Annotated in this window: 12 protein-coding genes; all 12 read left to right on the top strand. The window is 71.3% G+C overall.

Translation table 11 applies throughout. The annotated features are described in order from the left end of the window. Positions 1–51: 51 nt before the first annotated feature. The 12 genes from argS to BMZ92_RS28840 all read left to right on the top strand — a co-directional run bounded on the left by argS (position 52) and on the right by BMZ92_RS28840 (position 13,788). The gene (gene argS / locus BMZ92_RS28895; protein ID WP_091514096.1) at positions 52–1,707 is read left to right on the top strand and encodes an arginine--tRNA ligase; all 1,656 of its coding nucleotides are present in this window, start codon (positions 52–54) and stop codon (positions 1,705–1,707) included. Between the two features lie 3 nt (positions 1,708–1,710). Beyond that, on the top strand, positions 1,711–3,144 hold the full coding sequence (gene lysA, locus BMZ92_RS28890; protein WP_091513949.1) for a diaminopimelate decarboxylase: 1,434 nt from the start codon (positions 1,711–1,713) through the stop codon (positions 3,142–3,144). 2 nt (positions 3,145–3,146) lie between these two features. Beyond that, on the top strand, positions 3,147–4,454 hold the full coding sequence (locus tag BMZ92_RS28885; protein WP_091514092.1) for a homoserine dehydrogenase: 1,308 nt from the start codon (positions 3,147–3,149) through the stop codon (positions 4,452–4,454). 79 nt (positions 4,455–4,533) lie between these two features. Then, the gene (thrC, locus tag BMZ92_RS28880; RefSeq protein ID WP_091513946.1) at positions 4,534–5,589 is read left to right on the top strand and encodes a threonine synthase; all 1,056 of its coding nucleotides are present in this window, start codon (positions 4,534–4,536) and stop codon (positions 5,587–5,589) included. After that, positions 5,586–6,467 (top strand): homoserine kinase, encoded by an 882-nt coding sequence (thrB, locus tag BMZ92_RS28875; RefSeq protein ID WP_091513943.1) that lies wholly within the window; start codon positions 5,586–5,588, stop codon positions 6,465–6,467. Before thrC ends, thrB begins: the two co-directional genes overlap by 4 nt. Positions 6,468–6,858: 391 nt before the next feature. Beyond that, a complete protein-coding gene (gene rho, locus BMZ92_RS28870) occupies positions 6,859–8,847 on the top strand; it encodes a transcription termination factor Rho (protein ID WP_177228912.1) in 1,989 nt (662 codons plus the stop codon). A gap of 256 nt (positions 8,848–9,103) precedes the next feature. Beyond that, the gene (gene rpmE / locus BMZ92_RS28865) at positions 9,104–9,331 is read left to right on the top strand and encodes a 50S ribosomal protein L31 (RefSeq protein ID WP_091513941.1); all 228 of its coding nucleotides are present in this window, start codon (positions 9,104–9,106) and stop codon (positions 9,329–9,331) included. A gap of 89 nt (positions 9,332–9,420) precedes the next feature. Then, entirely contained in the window at positions 9,421–10,491 is a 1,071-nt protein-coding gene (prfA, locus tag BMZ92_RS28860; protein ID WP_091513938.1) for a peptide chain release factor 1, read from the top strand. Positions 10,492–10,569: 78 nt separating this feature from the next. Further along, entirely contained in the window at positions 10,570–11,433 is an 864-nt protein-coding gene (prmC, locus tag BMZ92_RS28855; protein WP_091513936.1) for a peptide chain release factor N(5)-glutamine methyltransferase, read from the top strand. 104 nt (positions 11,434–11,537) lie between these two features. Further along, complete coding sequence (locus BMZ92_RS28850) at positions 11,538–12,188, top strand: L-threonylcarbamoyladenylate synthase (protein ID WP_091513934.1); 651 nt, start codon at positions 11,538–11,540, stop codon at positions 12,186–12,188. Then, on the top strand, positions 12,188–13,351 hold the full coding sequence (locus BMZ92_RS28845; protein WP_091513932.1) for a glycosyltransferase family 4 protein: 1,164 nt from the start codon (positions 12,188–12,190) through the stop codon (positions 13,349–13,351). Before BMZ92_RS28850 ends, BMZ92_RS28845 begins: the two co-directional genes overlap by 1 nt. After that, positions 13,351–13,788: a Cg1360 family ATP-synthase-associated protein gene (locus BMZ92_RS28840; RefSeq protein WP_091513930.1), complete on the top strand. Its 438-nt coding sequence runs from the start codon at positions 13,351–13,353 to the stop codon at positions 13,786–13,788. The genes BMZ92_RS28845 and BMZ92_RS28840 overlap by 1 nt, the downstream gene beginning before the upstream one ends. Positions 13,789–14,081 lie beyond the last annotated feature (293 nt).

Here is a 14,081-nt window from a genome sequence, read left to right as displayed (position 1 = left end):
GTCTAGGGACTGCGTGTCAGGTGCACGTCAACGGCCACATACACTCGCGTGGTGACTCCCGCCGTGCTCGCCGAACTCGTTCGCTCGTCCGCCGTGCAGGTGCTGACCTCGCGTGGGCTCGACCCCGCCGCCCTGCCCGAGACCGTGACGATCGAGCGACCCCGCAACCCCGACCACGGAGACTACGCCACCAACCTGGCCCTGCAGGTGGCGAAGAAGGTCGGGATGCAGCCGCGTGAGTTCGCGCAGGCCCTCGCCGAGCAGGTCGCCGGTGACGACGGGGTCGCGAGCGCCGAGGTCGCCGGCCCCGGCTTCCTGAACTTCCGCCTGGCCGCCGACGCGCAGGGCGAGCAGGTGCGCCAGGTCCTCTCCGCGGGGGAGCGCTACGGCACCGGTGACGCGCTGACCGGCCGCAAGATCAACCTCGAGTTCGTCTCCGCGAACCCCACGGGCCCGATCCACCTGGGCGGCACGCGCTGGGCCGCCGTCGGTGACGCGCTGGGCCGCATCCTGGCCGCGCAGGGCGCCGACGTCACGCGTGAGTACTACTTCAACGACGCCGGTGCGCAGATCGACCGCTTCGTCCGGTCGCTGATCGCCGCCGCGAAGGGCGAGCCCGCGCCGGAGGACGGGTACGCGGGTGCGTACATCTCCGACATCGCCGCCGAGGTGCTGCGGCAGGAGCCGAGCGCGCTGTCGCAGCCCGAGGCCGAGCGGCACGAGACGTTCCGCCGCATCGGCGTCGACCTGATGTTCGCCGAGATCAAGAAGAGCCTCCACGAGTTCGGCACCGACTTCGACGTGTTCTTCCACGAGGACTCGCTGCACGCCAGTGGCGCGGTGGCCGGTGCGGTGGAGGAGCTGAAGGCCAAGGGCACCCTGTACGAGGCCGACGGCGCGTGGTGGCTGCGCTCCACCGAGTTCGGTGACGACAAGGACCGCGTGGTCATCAAGAGCGACGGCAACCCGGCCTACATCGCGGGCGACATCGCGTACCTGCAGGACAAGATCGGCCGTGGTTTCGACCTGTGCATCTACATGCTGGGCGCCGACCACCACGGCTACATCGCGCGGCTCAAGGCGGCCGCGGCCGCGATGGGGCACGACCCGGCGGTCGTCGAGGTGCTGATCGGCCAGCTGGTGAACCTCGTCAGCGGCGGCAAGCCCGTCCGGATGAGCAAGCGCGCCGGCACGGTGATCACGATGGAGGACCTCGTCGAGGCCGTGGGTGTGGACGCCGCGCGCTACGAGCTGACCCGGTACTCGGTGGACTCCTCGATCGACATCGACCTCGACCTGCTGCGCAAGCACAGCGACGAGAACCCGGTCTACTACGTGCAGTACGCCCACGCGCGCCTGGCGTCGCTGCAGCGCAACGCCGCCGACCTCGGCCTGAAGCCGGACGCCGGGGTGGACCTCGGCCTGCTCACGCTCCCGCAGGAAGGCGACCTGATCCGCACGATCGGCGAGTTCCCGACGATCGTCCGCCGGGCCGCCGAGCTGCGCGAGCCGCACCGCGTCGCCCGGTACCTGGAGAGCCTGGCCGGCGCGTTCCACAAGTTCTACGCCGTCGCGCCCGTGCTGCCCAAGGGCGACGCGGAGGCCACCCCGCTCACCTTCGCGCGCCTCGCCCTGTGCGAGGCCGCGCGGCAGGTGTTCGCGAACGGCCTGGCGCTGCTCGGTGTCTCCGCCCCGGAACGGATGTAACCCATGGCTCACCCCGCAGGACCCCGGCACGCCGATGTGCGCCCGCACGCCGACACGGCCGGTTTCCCCCCGGCCACGGCCGACGAGTTCGACCGGCTGTACCCGAAGGTGTGGCCCCGCAACACCTACCGCGCGCCCGATGGCGTCGTCCGCATCGCCGGTGTCGACGTCCGCGAGCTCGCCGAGACCTACGGCACGCCGCTGTTCGTCGTGGACGAGGCCGACTTCAAGGCGCGCTGCGCCGAGTACGCCGAGGCCTTCGACGACCCGTCGCTGGTGCACTACGCGTCCAAGGCGTTCCTCTGCACGGAGGTCGCCCGCTGGGTCGCCGCGCAGGGCCTGAGCCTGGACGTCGCGAGCGGGGGAGAGCTGGCCGTCGCGCTGCGCGCCGGGTTCCCCGCCGAGCGGATCACGTTCCACGGCAACAACAAGTCCATCGCCGAGCTGGAGGCCGCGGTGGACGCGGGCGTCGGCACGGTGGTGCTCGACTCGTTCTACGAGATCGCCAGGCTCGCCGACGTCGCCGCGCGCCGCGAGGTCGTGCAGAACGTCCTCGTGCGCGTCACGGTCGGTGTCGAGGCCCACACCCACGAGTTCATCGCGACCGCGCACGAGGACCAGAAGTTCGGGTTCTCGCTCGCGGCGGGGGACGCCGCCGAGGCGGTGCGGCGGGTGCTCAACGCGTCCTCGCTGCGGCTCGTCGGGCTGCACAGCCACATCGGTTCGCAGATCTTCGACTCGGACGGTTTCGAGGTCGCCGCGCGGCGCGTCGTCGGGCTGCTCGCGGAGCTGCGCAAGGAGCACGGCGACGAGCTGATCCAGCAACTGTCCGTTGTGGACCTCGGTGGTGGTTTCGGGATCGCCTACACCGACCGGGACAACCCGCCGCCGCCCGCGCAGATGGTGACGCAGATCCGCGAGATCGTCCGCAAGGAGTGCGAGTTCGCCGGGCTGCCGGTGCCGCGCATCGCGGGCGAGCCCGGCCGCGCGATCGCCGGTCCCGGCACGATCACGCTGTACGAGGTCGGCACCATCAAGGACGTGTCGCTGGGCGACAACCTGAGCCGCCGGTACGTCAGCGTCGACGGCGGCATGAGCGACAACATCCGCACCGCGCTCTACGACGCGGTGTACGACTGCCGCCTGGTGTCCCGCTCCGCCGCCGACGGCGACGGTGAGGTCGGCGCCGCGCTGTCGCGCGTGGTGGGCAAGCACTGCGAGTCCGGTGACATCGTCGTCCGCGACTGCTGGCTGCCCGACACCCTCGCGCCCGGTGACCTGCTCGCGCTCGCCGCCACCGGTGCGTACTGCTACTCGATGGCCAGCAACTACAACCGCCAGCCGCGGCCCGCCGTGGTCGCGGTGCGCAACGGCAGCGCTCGGCTGCTGCTGCGCCGGGAGACCGTCGAGGACATGCTGAACCTGGAGGTGTCGTGACACTGTCCACTTCGGACGGCAGGACGGTCCGCGTTGCCCTGCTCGGCTGCGGCACGGTGGGCGGTGAGGTCGCGCGGTTGCTGACCGAGCAGGCCGACGAGCTGGCCGCCCGAGCCGGTGCGCCCGTGCAGCTGGCCGGTATCGCGGTGCGCCGCCCCGACAAGCACCCCGAGCTGCCGCAGCACCTGCTCACCGCCGACGCCGCCGCGCTCGTGGAGTCCGATGTGGACGTCGTCGTCGAGCTGATCGGCGGGATCGAGCCCGTGCGCACGTGGCTGCTCACCGCGCTGCGCAAGGGGAAGTCGGTCGTCACGGCGAACAAGGCGCTGCTGTCGGAGTACTCCGGCGAGCTGTCCGAAGCCGCCGACGCCGCGGGCGCGGACCTGTACTTCGAGGCCGCGGTGGCCGGTGCGATCCCGTTGCTGCGGCCGCTGCGCGAGTCGCTGGCGGGGGACCGCATCACGAAGGTGATGGGCATCGTCAACGGCACCACCAACTTCATCCTGTCCGCGATGGACTCCACGGGTGCCGGGTACGCCGAAACCCTCGACGAGGCAAGCCGTCTCGGGTACGCGGAGGCGGACCCGACGGCCGATGTGGACGGTTACGACGCCGCGTCGAAGGCCGCGATCCTGGCGTCGCTGGCGTTCCACACCCGCGTGACCGCGTCCGACGTGCACCGCGAGGGCATCTCGGGGGTCACGGCGTCCGACATCGCGGCCGCGAAAGCGCTGGGCCGCACGGTGAAGCTGCTCGCGATCTGCGAGCGCGTGACGGCCGACGACGGCACGGAGTCGGTCTCGGCCCGCGTGCACCCGGTGATGATCCCGCGCAGCCACCCGCTCGCGGGCGTCGGCGGCGCGTTCAACGCCGTGTTCGTCGAGGCGGACGCGGCGGGCGAGCTGATGTTCTACGGGCAGGGCGCCGGCGGCGCGCCGACGGCCAGCGCGGTGCTGGGCGACCTCGTCGCGGTGGCGCGCAACCTGGTGCTCGGCGGGCGCGGCCCGCGCGAGTCCGCGCACGCCAACCTGCCCGTGCGCCCGATGGGCCAGACGCCCACGCGCTACCACGTGAGCCTCGACGTGGCCGACCGCCCGGGTGTGCTGGCGCAGGTGGCGCAGGTGTTCGCCGACCACGGCGTGAGCATCGCGGCCGTGCGCCAGCGCGACCGGCTGTCCACCGCGAGCCTGGTCATCGTGACCCACCTCGCTCCTGACGCGGCTCTCGACGCGACGGTCGAGGCGATCGGGAAGATGGACGTCGTGCGCGAAGTGGTCAGCGTGATGCGGGTGGAAGGCGAGGAGTCATGAGCGAAGCTTGCGAGCGAATCATCAGCGCCATGCTGGCCGAGGGCGCTGCCGCGGCTTGCCGCGTCCGAGAGGGGGCCGCATGACGGGGTGGCCGGGGATCATCGAGGCGTACGCCGACCGGGTGCCGATCCCCGCCGGGGCGAAGGTGGTCACCCTCGGCGAGGGCAACACGCCGCTGCTGCCCGCCCCGCACCTGTCCGAGCTGACCGGCGCCGAGGTCTACCTCAAGGTCGAGGGCGCCAACCCGACGGGCTCGTTCAAGGACCGCGGCATGACCGTGGCCATCACGCACGCGCTCGCCAGCGGGCTGCAGGCCGTGATCTGCGCCTCCACCGGCAACACCTCCGCCTCCGCCGCCGCGTACGCCGCGCGGGCCGGCTTGACGTGCGCGGTCCTCGTGCCGCAGGGCAAGATCGCGATGGGCAAGCTTGCCCAGGCCGTCCTGCACGGCGCGCGGATCCTGCAGGTCGACGGCAACTTCGACGACTGCCTCGAACTCGCCCGCAAGACGGCGGCCGACCACCCGGTGACGCTCGTCAACTCCGTCAACCCGGTGCGCCTGATCGGCCAGCGGACCGCCGCGTACGAGGTGTGCGACGTGCTCGGCCGGGCGCCCGACATCCACTGCCTCCCGGTCGGCAACGCGGGCAACATCACCGCGTACTGGGCGGGCTACACGGGTTACGCCGCCGACGGGATCGTCGAGAACACCCCGCGGATGTTCGGTTTCCAGGCCGCGGGTGCCGCGCCGCTCGTGCACGGCGAACCGGTCAAGGAGCCCGAGACGATCGCGACCGCGATCCGGATCGGCAGCCCCGCCTCGTGGGAGGGCGCGGTCAACGCGCGCAACGCTTCCGGTGGCCTGTTCGAGAAGGTCACCGACGAGCAGATCCTCGCCGCGTACCGGCTGCTGGCGAGCAAGGAGGGCGTGTTCGTGGAGCCCTCCTCGGCGACGAGCGTCGCCGGGCTGCTGCTCACCGCGGCGGACGGGCGGCTGCCCAAGGGCGCGACGGTGGTCTGCACCGTCACCGGGCACGGCCTGAAGGACCCGTCTACGGCCCTGGAAGGCAACGTCGAGGTCGAACCCCTGTCGGTGGACCCGAACGCGGTCGCGGCGGCGCTGGACCTGTCGTGACGTCGTTCAAGGTGACCGTGCCGGCGTCGTCGGCGAACCTCGGGCCCGGCTTCGACGCGCTGGGGCTGGCGCTCGGGCTGCACGACGTGGTCGAGGTGCAGGTCATCGAGGCCGGGTTGAAGGTCGAGGTGTTCGACGCGGGCGCGGGCGGCGTCGAGGACGTGCCGACCGACGAAACGCACCTTGTCGTACGTGCGATTCGCCACACCTGCGAGCGGCTCGGGGTGCGTGTGCCGGGCCTGCACCTGCGTTGTTTCAACAAGATCCCGCACGCGCGCGGGCTCGGCTCGTCCGCCGCGGCGGTCGTGTCGGGTGTCGCGGCGGGCTACGCGCTCGCGGACCGCGAGCCGGACGCCGAGGCCGTGCAGCTGGCCGCCGAGTTCGAGGGGCACGCGGACAACGCGGCCGCGAGCCTGCTGGGCGGCCTGGTCATCGCGTGGTGCGAGGACGGGCGGTTTTCGGCCGAGCGGCTGACGGTGCACCCGTCGATCCGCCCGGTCGTCGCGGTACCGGGCGTGAAGTCCTCCACCGCGGCCACCCGCGGGCTGCTGCCGCCGCAGGTCCCGCACCCCGACGCCGCCTTCTCCGCGGGCCGCGCCGCCCTCGCCGTGCACGCGCTGACCTGCGATCCCGCCGTGCTGCTGCCCGCCACCGCGGACCGGCTGCACCAGCACTACCGCGCCTCCGCCTACCCGGCGACCGCGCGGCTCGTGCGTGAGCTGCGTGACGCCGGGGTGGCGGCCACGGTGTCCGGCGCCGGACCGACGGTGCTGGCGCTGACGACCGACGGAATAATTCCCGGTTCGGTCGGTGTTGAAGGGTTCGTCGTCTCCGAACTACCGGTCGATCCGGTCGGAGTCCAGGTCACGCCGCGGTAGCGGGGTCAACCCGATTCGGCGCCACGCCGGGGGTGGTTGTTGCACCTCGACTCCGCTCGGTCTACCCTCGGGGGCGTTCGATCACCGTGCGCAGTTCCGCACCCGGTGACGGTCCCGGGGGATCCTTCCCGGATCGCATCTTCAGTTTGAAGCCGATGATTCCGCACAGCTGATGCAGGGATGGACCTCAGGCGGGTTTCCGGTGGCAACGGTGACGAATTCAGCGTGCTCCCCCGTGGAGCAGGCATCCCGTGTGGCGGCTCCGCCGCTGTGACCTGCCGGTCTCGGGCTGGAGAAGCCGCACCGGGCAGTAGCGAACCGCTGCGCGATCAGACGCGGGCGGTAGTCCGCTGATCCACCTGGAGGCGTGGATCGGTCAGGAAGGACATGTGTGAGCAACACCGATCTTTTGAGCGGTGACCTGGAGACCCAGGCCGCTCCGGTCGCGTCGGGATCAGCAGGGGAACAGGCCAATGGCACGGCGCCGAAGCGCCGCACCGGCGGGCTGTCCGGCATGGTGATCGCTGACCTGCGGGAACTCGCGGCGGAACTGGGTGTCGGGGACACCAAGGGCATGCGCAAGGGCGACCTCATCGCCGCCATCCGCGAGCGTCAGGGCAAGGCACCCCGCAGCAAGCGCGCCGCGGCGGACGACACGCTGCCCTTCGACGCCGTGACCGCCGAGAAGGCGGCCCCCGCCCCGGCCGAGAAGCCGGAAAAGGCGGAGAAGGCGGACAAGCCCGTGGAAAAGCCGGCCGAGCAGCCCGCCGCCGCCAAGGCGCCGCAGGCGGAGAAGACCGCCGAGGAAACCCCCCAGCAGGGGGAGGACGGCGCCCGGCGTGAGGGCGGCAGCCGCCGTCGCCGCGGCTCCAACCGCGCCGCGGGCAGCCCCGACGCGGGCGGCCAGCGTGACGGTGGCCAGCAGCGCGACGGCGGCCAGCGTGACGGTGGTCAGCGCGACGGTGGCCAGCAGCGTGACGGCAAGGGCGACAACGCCCAGCAGCAGCGCGGCGGCGACCAGCAGCAGCGCGAGCGTGGCGGTGAGCAGCGTGACGACCGCCGCCAGCAGAACAACAACCAGTCCCAGAACAACCGCGGCCAGCAGGGTGGCGGTGGCAACGCCGGTGGGTCGGACGACGACGAAGGCGGCCGTCGCGGTCGCCGGTTCCGCGACCGTCGCCGCCGTGGCGGCAGTGGCCGTGGCGAGGGCGGCGGCCCCGACACCGAGATCCGCGAGGACGACGTCCTGCTGCCCGTCGCGGGCATCCTCGACGTCCTCGACAACTACGCGTTCGTGCGCACCTCGGGTTACCTGCCGGGGCCGAACGACGTGTACGTGTCGCTGTCGCTGGTCCGCAAGTACGGCCTGCGCCGCGGTGACGCCATCACCGGCGTCGTCAAGCAGCCGCGCGAGGGCGAGCAGCAGCGCCAGAAGTTCAACCCGCTGGTGCGGGTCGACAGCGTCAACGGGCTCGAGCCGGACCAGGCCAAGAAACGCCCCGAGTTCACCAAGCTCACCCCGCTCTACCCGAACGAGCGGCTGCGCCTGGAGACCGAGTCGCACAAGCTGACCACCCGCGTCATCGACCTGGTGATGCCGGTCGGCAAGGGGCAGCGTGCCCTGATCGTGTCGCCGCCGAAGGCGGGCAAGACCACGATCATGCAGGACATCGCGAACGCGATCACCACGAACAACCCCGAGTGCCACCTGATGGTCGTCCTCGTCGACGAGCGTCCGGAAGAGGTCACCGACATGCAGCGCTCGGTGAAGGGCGAGGTCATCGCCTCGACCTTCGACCGGCCGCCGTCGGACCACACCTCGGTCGCGGAGCTGTCCATCGAGCGGGCCAAGCGCCTCGTGGAGATGGGCATGGACGTGGTGGTCCTGCTCGACTCGATCACCCGCCTCGGCCGTGCGTACAACCTGGCGGCCCCGGCGTCCGGCCGGATCCTGTCCGGTGGTGTCGACTCGACCGCGCTGTTCCCGCCGAAGCGGTTCCTCGGCGCGGCGCGCAACATCGAGAACGGCGGCTCGCTGACCATCTTCGCCACGGCGATGGTGGAGACCGGGTCCACCGGTGACACGGTCATCTTCGAGGAGTTCAAGGGCACCGGTAACGCGGAGCTCAAGCTCGACCGCAAGATCGCCGAGCGCCGCGTGTTCCCGGCCGTGGACGTCAACCCGTCCGGCACCCGCAAGGAGGAGCTGCTGCTCTCGCCGGACGAGCTGGCCATCCACCACCGGCTGCACCGCGTGCTGTCGGCGCTGGACTCCCAGCAGGCCATCGACCTGCTGCTGTCCCGCCTGCGCAAGACGAAGAACAACGTCGAGTTCCTCATGCAGGTCTCCAAGACCGCGCTGGGTGCTGACGAGGACTGACGGTTGCGAGATGGCGACGCCTGCTCGCGCAGGCGCTTCGCCATCTCTCGCCGTCAGGTGTTTTCCGGGGGTCGAACCCCCGGACCCCCGCCGGGGGCAGGCCCCCTGGACCCCCAGGGGAATCCCCGCCCGCGGAATTTCCGTGGGCGGGGGTGCGTTGTGCCAGACGTCAGCTGATCTGGCAAAATCATCCCGCTGAAGTCCGGCTCCGGTTCACCTCCACGCGAGGACCCGGCGGCCACGATGAGAGGACCCCATGAAGAGCGGTATCCACCCCGAGTACGTGCCGACCACGGTCACCTGTGGTTGCGGCAACACCTTCACGACGCGGAGCACGAAGGCGTCCGGCAACATCACGGTCGAAATCTGCTCCAACTGCCACCCGTTCTACACCGGCAAGCAGAAGATCCTGGACACCGGTGGCCGGGTCGCGCGCTTCGAGGCGCGCTACGGCAAGCGTCAGAAGAAGGCCGACGCCAAGTAGCTTGCTCGACGGCGCCCGCACCCGGTCCCGGGGGCGGGCGCCGCTTTCGTGTGTAGGTCTTCTTCCCGCTGAAACCAGAGGTCTTTGAAGTGGAATCGTCGTCACTGCGCGGACTGCTCGACGAGTACGCCGAGCTGGAGAAGCAGCTCGCGGACCCGGCGGTGCACGCCGACCAGGGCCGCGCGCGCAAGCTGGGCCGCCGCTACGCCGAGCTGAGCCCCGTGGTCAAGGCGATCGGTGAGCTGGACGCGGCCCGCGACGACCTCGCCGCGGCGCAGGAGCTGGCCCACGAGGACGCGGCGTTCGCCGCCGAGGCCCAGGAGATCGCGGAGCGCATCCCGGCGCTCGAGTCCCGGCTGACCGAGCTGCTGCTCCCGCGCGACCCGTACGACGGCTCCGACGTGGTCATGGAGATCAAGTCGGGCGAAGGCGGCGAGGAGTCGGCGTTGTTCGCGGGCGACCTGCTGCGCATGTACCTGCGGTACGCCGAGCGGCACGGCTGGAAGGCCGAGGTGCTCGACTCCGTGGAGTCGGACCTGGGCGGCTACAAGGACGTCACGGTGTCGCTGAAGAGCAAGGGCACGGACGCCGACGGCGTGTGGGCCCGGCTGAAGTTCGAAGGCGGCGTGCACCGCGTGCAGCGCGTGCCCGCGACGGAGTCGCAGGGCCGCATCCACACCTCCGCCGCCGGGGTGCTGATCTACCCCGAGCCCGAGGAGGTCGAGGTGGAGATCGACCCCAACGACCTGCGCATCGACGTGTTCCGCTCGTCGGGTCCCGGCGGGCAGAGCGTGAACACCACGGACTCGGCGGTCCGCGTGACCCACCTGCCGACCGGGATCGTCGTGTCGTGCCAGAACGAGAAGTCGCAGATCCAGAACCGGGCGCGGGCCATCCAGGTGCTGCAGGCCCGGCTGCAGGCGCTGGCGGAGGAGGAGGCCGCGAGCAAGGCGGCCGACGCGCGGCGCTCGCAGGTCCGGACGGTCGACCGCTCCGAGCGCGTGCGCACGTACAACTTCCCGGAGAACCGGATCTCCGACCACCGGGTGAACTACAAGGCGTACAACCTCGACCAGGTCCTCGACGGCGACCTGGACGGGGTGCTCGACGCACTGGCGGCCGCCGACCGCGAGGAACGGCTGGCCACCGCCGGTTCGTGAGCTGCGGGGTGCGGCAGGCGGGCGGTTCTCCCGCCCGCGTGCGAGGGTTTTCCGACTGCTTGTGGGAAGGTTGAAGCCGTGAAGCGGCAACCCCTGCGCCTGGCGATCCTCGAGGCGACCCGGATCCTGGAACAGGCCGGCGTCGCGTCACCGAGGACGGACGCCGAGCTGCTCGCCGCGCACGTCCTCGGCGTCGAACGCGGGCGGCTCCCGCTGATCCCGCTGGTCGACCCGCCCGTCATCGACGCGATCGGGCAGCTCGTCGCGCAACGCGCCAAGCGGGTGCCGCTGCAGCACCTGACCGGCTGGGCGGCGCTGGGCAACATCACGGTGAGTGTCGGGCCCGGGGTGTTCATCCCGCGTCCGGAGACCGAGCTGCTCCTCGAATGGGGGTTGCAGCTGCTCAAGGGCCGTGAGCACCCCGTGGTCGTGGACCTGTGCACGGGTTCGGGTGCGCTCGCGCTCGCCGTCGCCCACGAGCGCCCGGACGCCATCGTCTACGCCGTCGACAACGACCCGACGGCGCTGGCGTGGGCGCGCCACAACGCCGACGCCTGCGCGGCCGCGGGGGACACCCCGATCCGGCTGTACTCCGGCGACGTCGGCGACAGCACGATCTTCGCGGAGCTGGACGGGCTCGTGGACCTCGTCCTGTGCAACCCGCCGTACGTGCCGCCGGGCGGTGACCTGCCGCCCGAGGTGATCGACTACGACCCCGCGCAGGCGGTGTTCGCGTCCGAGGGCGGGCTCGCGGTGCTCCGGCTGGCCGTCGCGACGGCCGCGCGCCTGCTCAAGCCCGGCGGGGGCATGGCCATCGAGCACGACGACTCCCACGGCACGGCGGCCCCGTCGGTCGTCTCGGCGCGCAAGGTCCTCACGGACGTGCGGGACCACCAGGACCTCACCGGACGCCCGCGCTTCGTCACGGCCCGCCGAACCTGAGCGACCCTCAACGGAGACGCTACGCGTCACGGAATACGGCCAGCCCCTCGCCCACCACCACCCTCAACGGAGACGCTCCGCGTCACCGAATAGTCTCTTGGGCCATGAGCGCGGTGTACGACTGCAGCCGTCCGGAATCGCGGGCGGAGGGATTGGCGGCGGCCGCGAGCGCGGTGCGTTCGAGCCGCCTGGTCGTGCTGCCGACCGACACGGTCTACGGCATCGGCGCGGACGCCTTCGACGCGGGCGCGGTGCGCGCCCTGCTGCGCGCGAAGCACCGCGGTCCGGACATGCCCGTCGGTGTGCTGGTCGGTTCATGGTCCACAGTGGACGGTCTCGTACTCGGGATGCCGCCCCAGGCAAGGGCTTTGGTCGAGGCCTTCTGGCCGGGCGACCTCTCGATCGTGCTGCCGCACGCGCCCAGCCTGCAGTGGGACCTCGGCACCACGCGCGGCACCGTGATGCTCCGGATGCCGCTGCACCCGGTCGCGCTGGAGCTGCTGCGCGACGTCGGGCCGATGGCCGTGTCCAGCGCGAACGTCTCCGGGCAGCCGCCCGCCGCCACCGCGCAGGAGGCGCAGGAGCAGCTGGGCGACTCGGTCTCGGTGTACCTCGACGGCGGCCCGAGCGGTGAGCCGGTGCCCTCGACGATCGTCGACCTCACCGGCAGCGAGCCGGTGCTGCTGCGGGAGGGTTCCGTGAGCGCGCAGGCCGTGTCCGAGGTGCTCGGCGTGCCGGTGGCGCCCCGCTCCTGATGACTCCCATCGCGACCGCCGGGCTCCCGATCCGGGAGTACATCCTCGTCGGGCTCATCTCGGCGACACTGACCTTCCTGCTGACCGGTCTCGTGCGCCGGTTCGCGATCCGCGCCGGCGCCATCGCCAACCCCCGCGCCCGCGACGTGCACGTCATCCCGATCCCGCGCATGGGCGGGCTGGCGATGTACCTCGGCGTGGCCGGCGGCATGGCGATGGCCCACCAGCTGCCGGTGCTGCGCCGCGCGTTCGAGTACTCGCTCGACCCCGTCGGCGTGCTGCTCGGCGGCGGCGTGATCGTGCTGATCGGCGCGCTCGACGACCGGTTCGAGATCGACGCGTGGACCAAGCTCGCCGGGCAGGTGCTGTGCGCGGGGATCCTGGTGATCTTCGGCGTGCAGTGGAACGTGTTCTGGGTGCCGTGGGGCGGCGAGGGCGACGCTCTGGGCTCGGTCGTCACGCTCGACAGCAACCAGGGCAGCCTGCTGATGGTCGTGCTGGTCGTCCTGCTGGTCAACGCGATGAACTTCGTCGACGGCCTCGACGGGCTCGCCGCGGGGCTGGGGTTCATCGCGGCGACGGCGACGTGCGCGTTCTCGCTGGGCCTGCTCAACTCCGCGGGCGGCGACGTGGGCACGTACCCGCCTGCCCTCATCGCCGCGACGCTCGCCGGCGCGTGCCTCGGCTTCCTGCCGCACAACTTCCAGCCCGCGAAGATCTTCATGGGCGACTCCGGCTCGATGATGATCGGGCTGATGCTCGCCGGTGCCACCACCTCGGCCTCCGGGAAGATCAACTACACCCGGTTCGGCGGTTCGGACGCGCTCGCGCTGCTGTCCCCGCTGCTGGTCGTGGTCGCGGTGCTGTTCCTGCCGGTGCTGGACCTGCTGATGGCCGTCATCCGCCGCACGCGGCGCGGCCAGAGCCCGTTCGCGGCCGACAAGATGCACCTGCACCACCGGCTGCTGGAGATCGGCCATTCCCAGCGCAGGGCCGTGCTGCTCATTTACCTGTGGGCCGGGCTGCTCGGTTTCGGCGCCGTTTCGCTGACGCTGTTCGATACGGCCGCGGTGCTGTGGATCGCGGGTGCGGGGCTGGTGCTCGCGGCGATCGTTTCGGTCATCCCTAGACTGAGGTCGAGGAACCAGCAGGGAGCGACGTGATGACCGAGACCGAAAACCCGCACGCCCAGTCCGTGCTCAAGCTCGCGGACGCGATGTACCGGGGCGCGCTGTGGCCTGGCCTGGCCACCGTCGCCATCGGGGCGGTGGTTTCCGTCGTCCTCGTCGGCCTGCCCGGGCTGTTCGGCGCGCTCGTCGGCGGTGCCGTGGCCTTCGCGTCCTCGCTGGTCACGCTGTGGATGATGCGCAAGACCGCCGCGATGGAGCCGATGGCCGTGATGGCCGTTTCGCTCGGCGGCTACATCCTCAAGATCCTGGTGCTGCTCGGCGTGATGATGCTGCTGCGCCACGTGGGCTTCCTCCACGTGAAAGCGCTGGCGTTCACGATGCTCGCCGTCATTGTCGTGTGGGCCGCGGCCGAGTTCGTCGCATTCCGCCGGACGCGGATTCCGACCATCATTCCCGCGGGCGACCGTTAAGGAGTACGGCCGTACGGCAGCCGGATACCGGCTGGTATCGTCCGCACCGTGGAGGCGGGCCTCGACCGCGCTCCCCGATGGCGGAACCCCGACCAGCACTGTCGCGATCGTGATGGAGCCTCGGGCAACGGTCCTCCCCGGTCCCCGTCCTCGGGAATCGTCGTCGGGTTCCACGGTGGCTGACTGTTCACCGCCAGTTCACCCACGGGAGCCGCTTCCAACTACCTGATACGTATCAGGTACGTTAAGTCCAGATCGTGACGATTCCCCCGGCGGAGTGAACGCCGGCCGGG

Source organism: Amycolatopsis sacchari (genome assembly GCF_900114035.1).
Classification (GTDB): domain Bacteria; phylum Actinomycetota; class Actinomycetes; order Mycobacteriales; family Pseudonocardiaceae; genus Amycolatopsis_E; species Amycolatopsis_E sacchari.
Note: the sequence above shows the minus strand (reverse complement) of the source record. Positions and strands in the feature narration are given on the sequence as shown.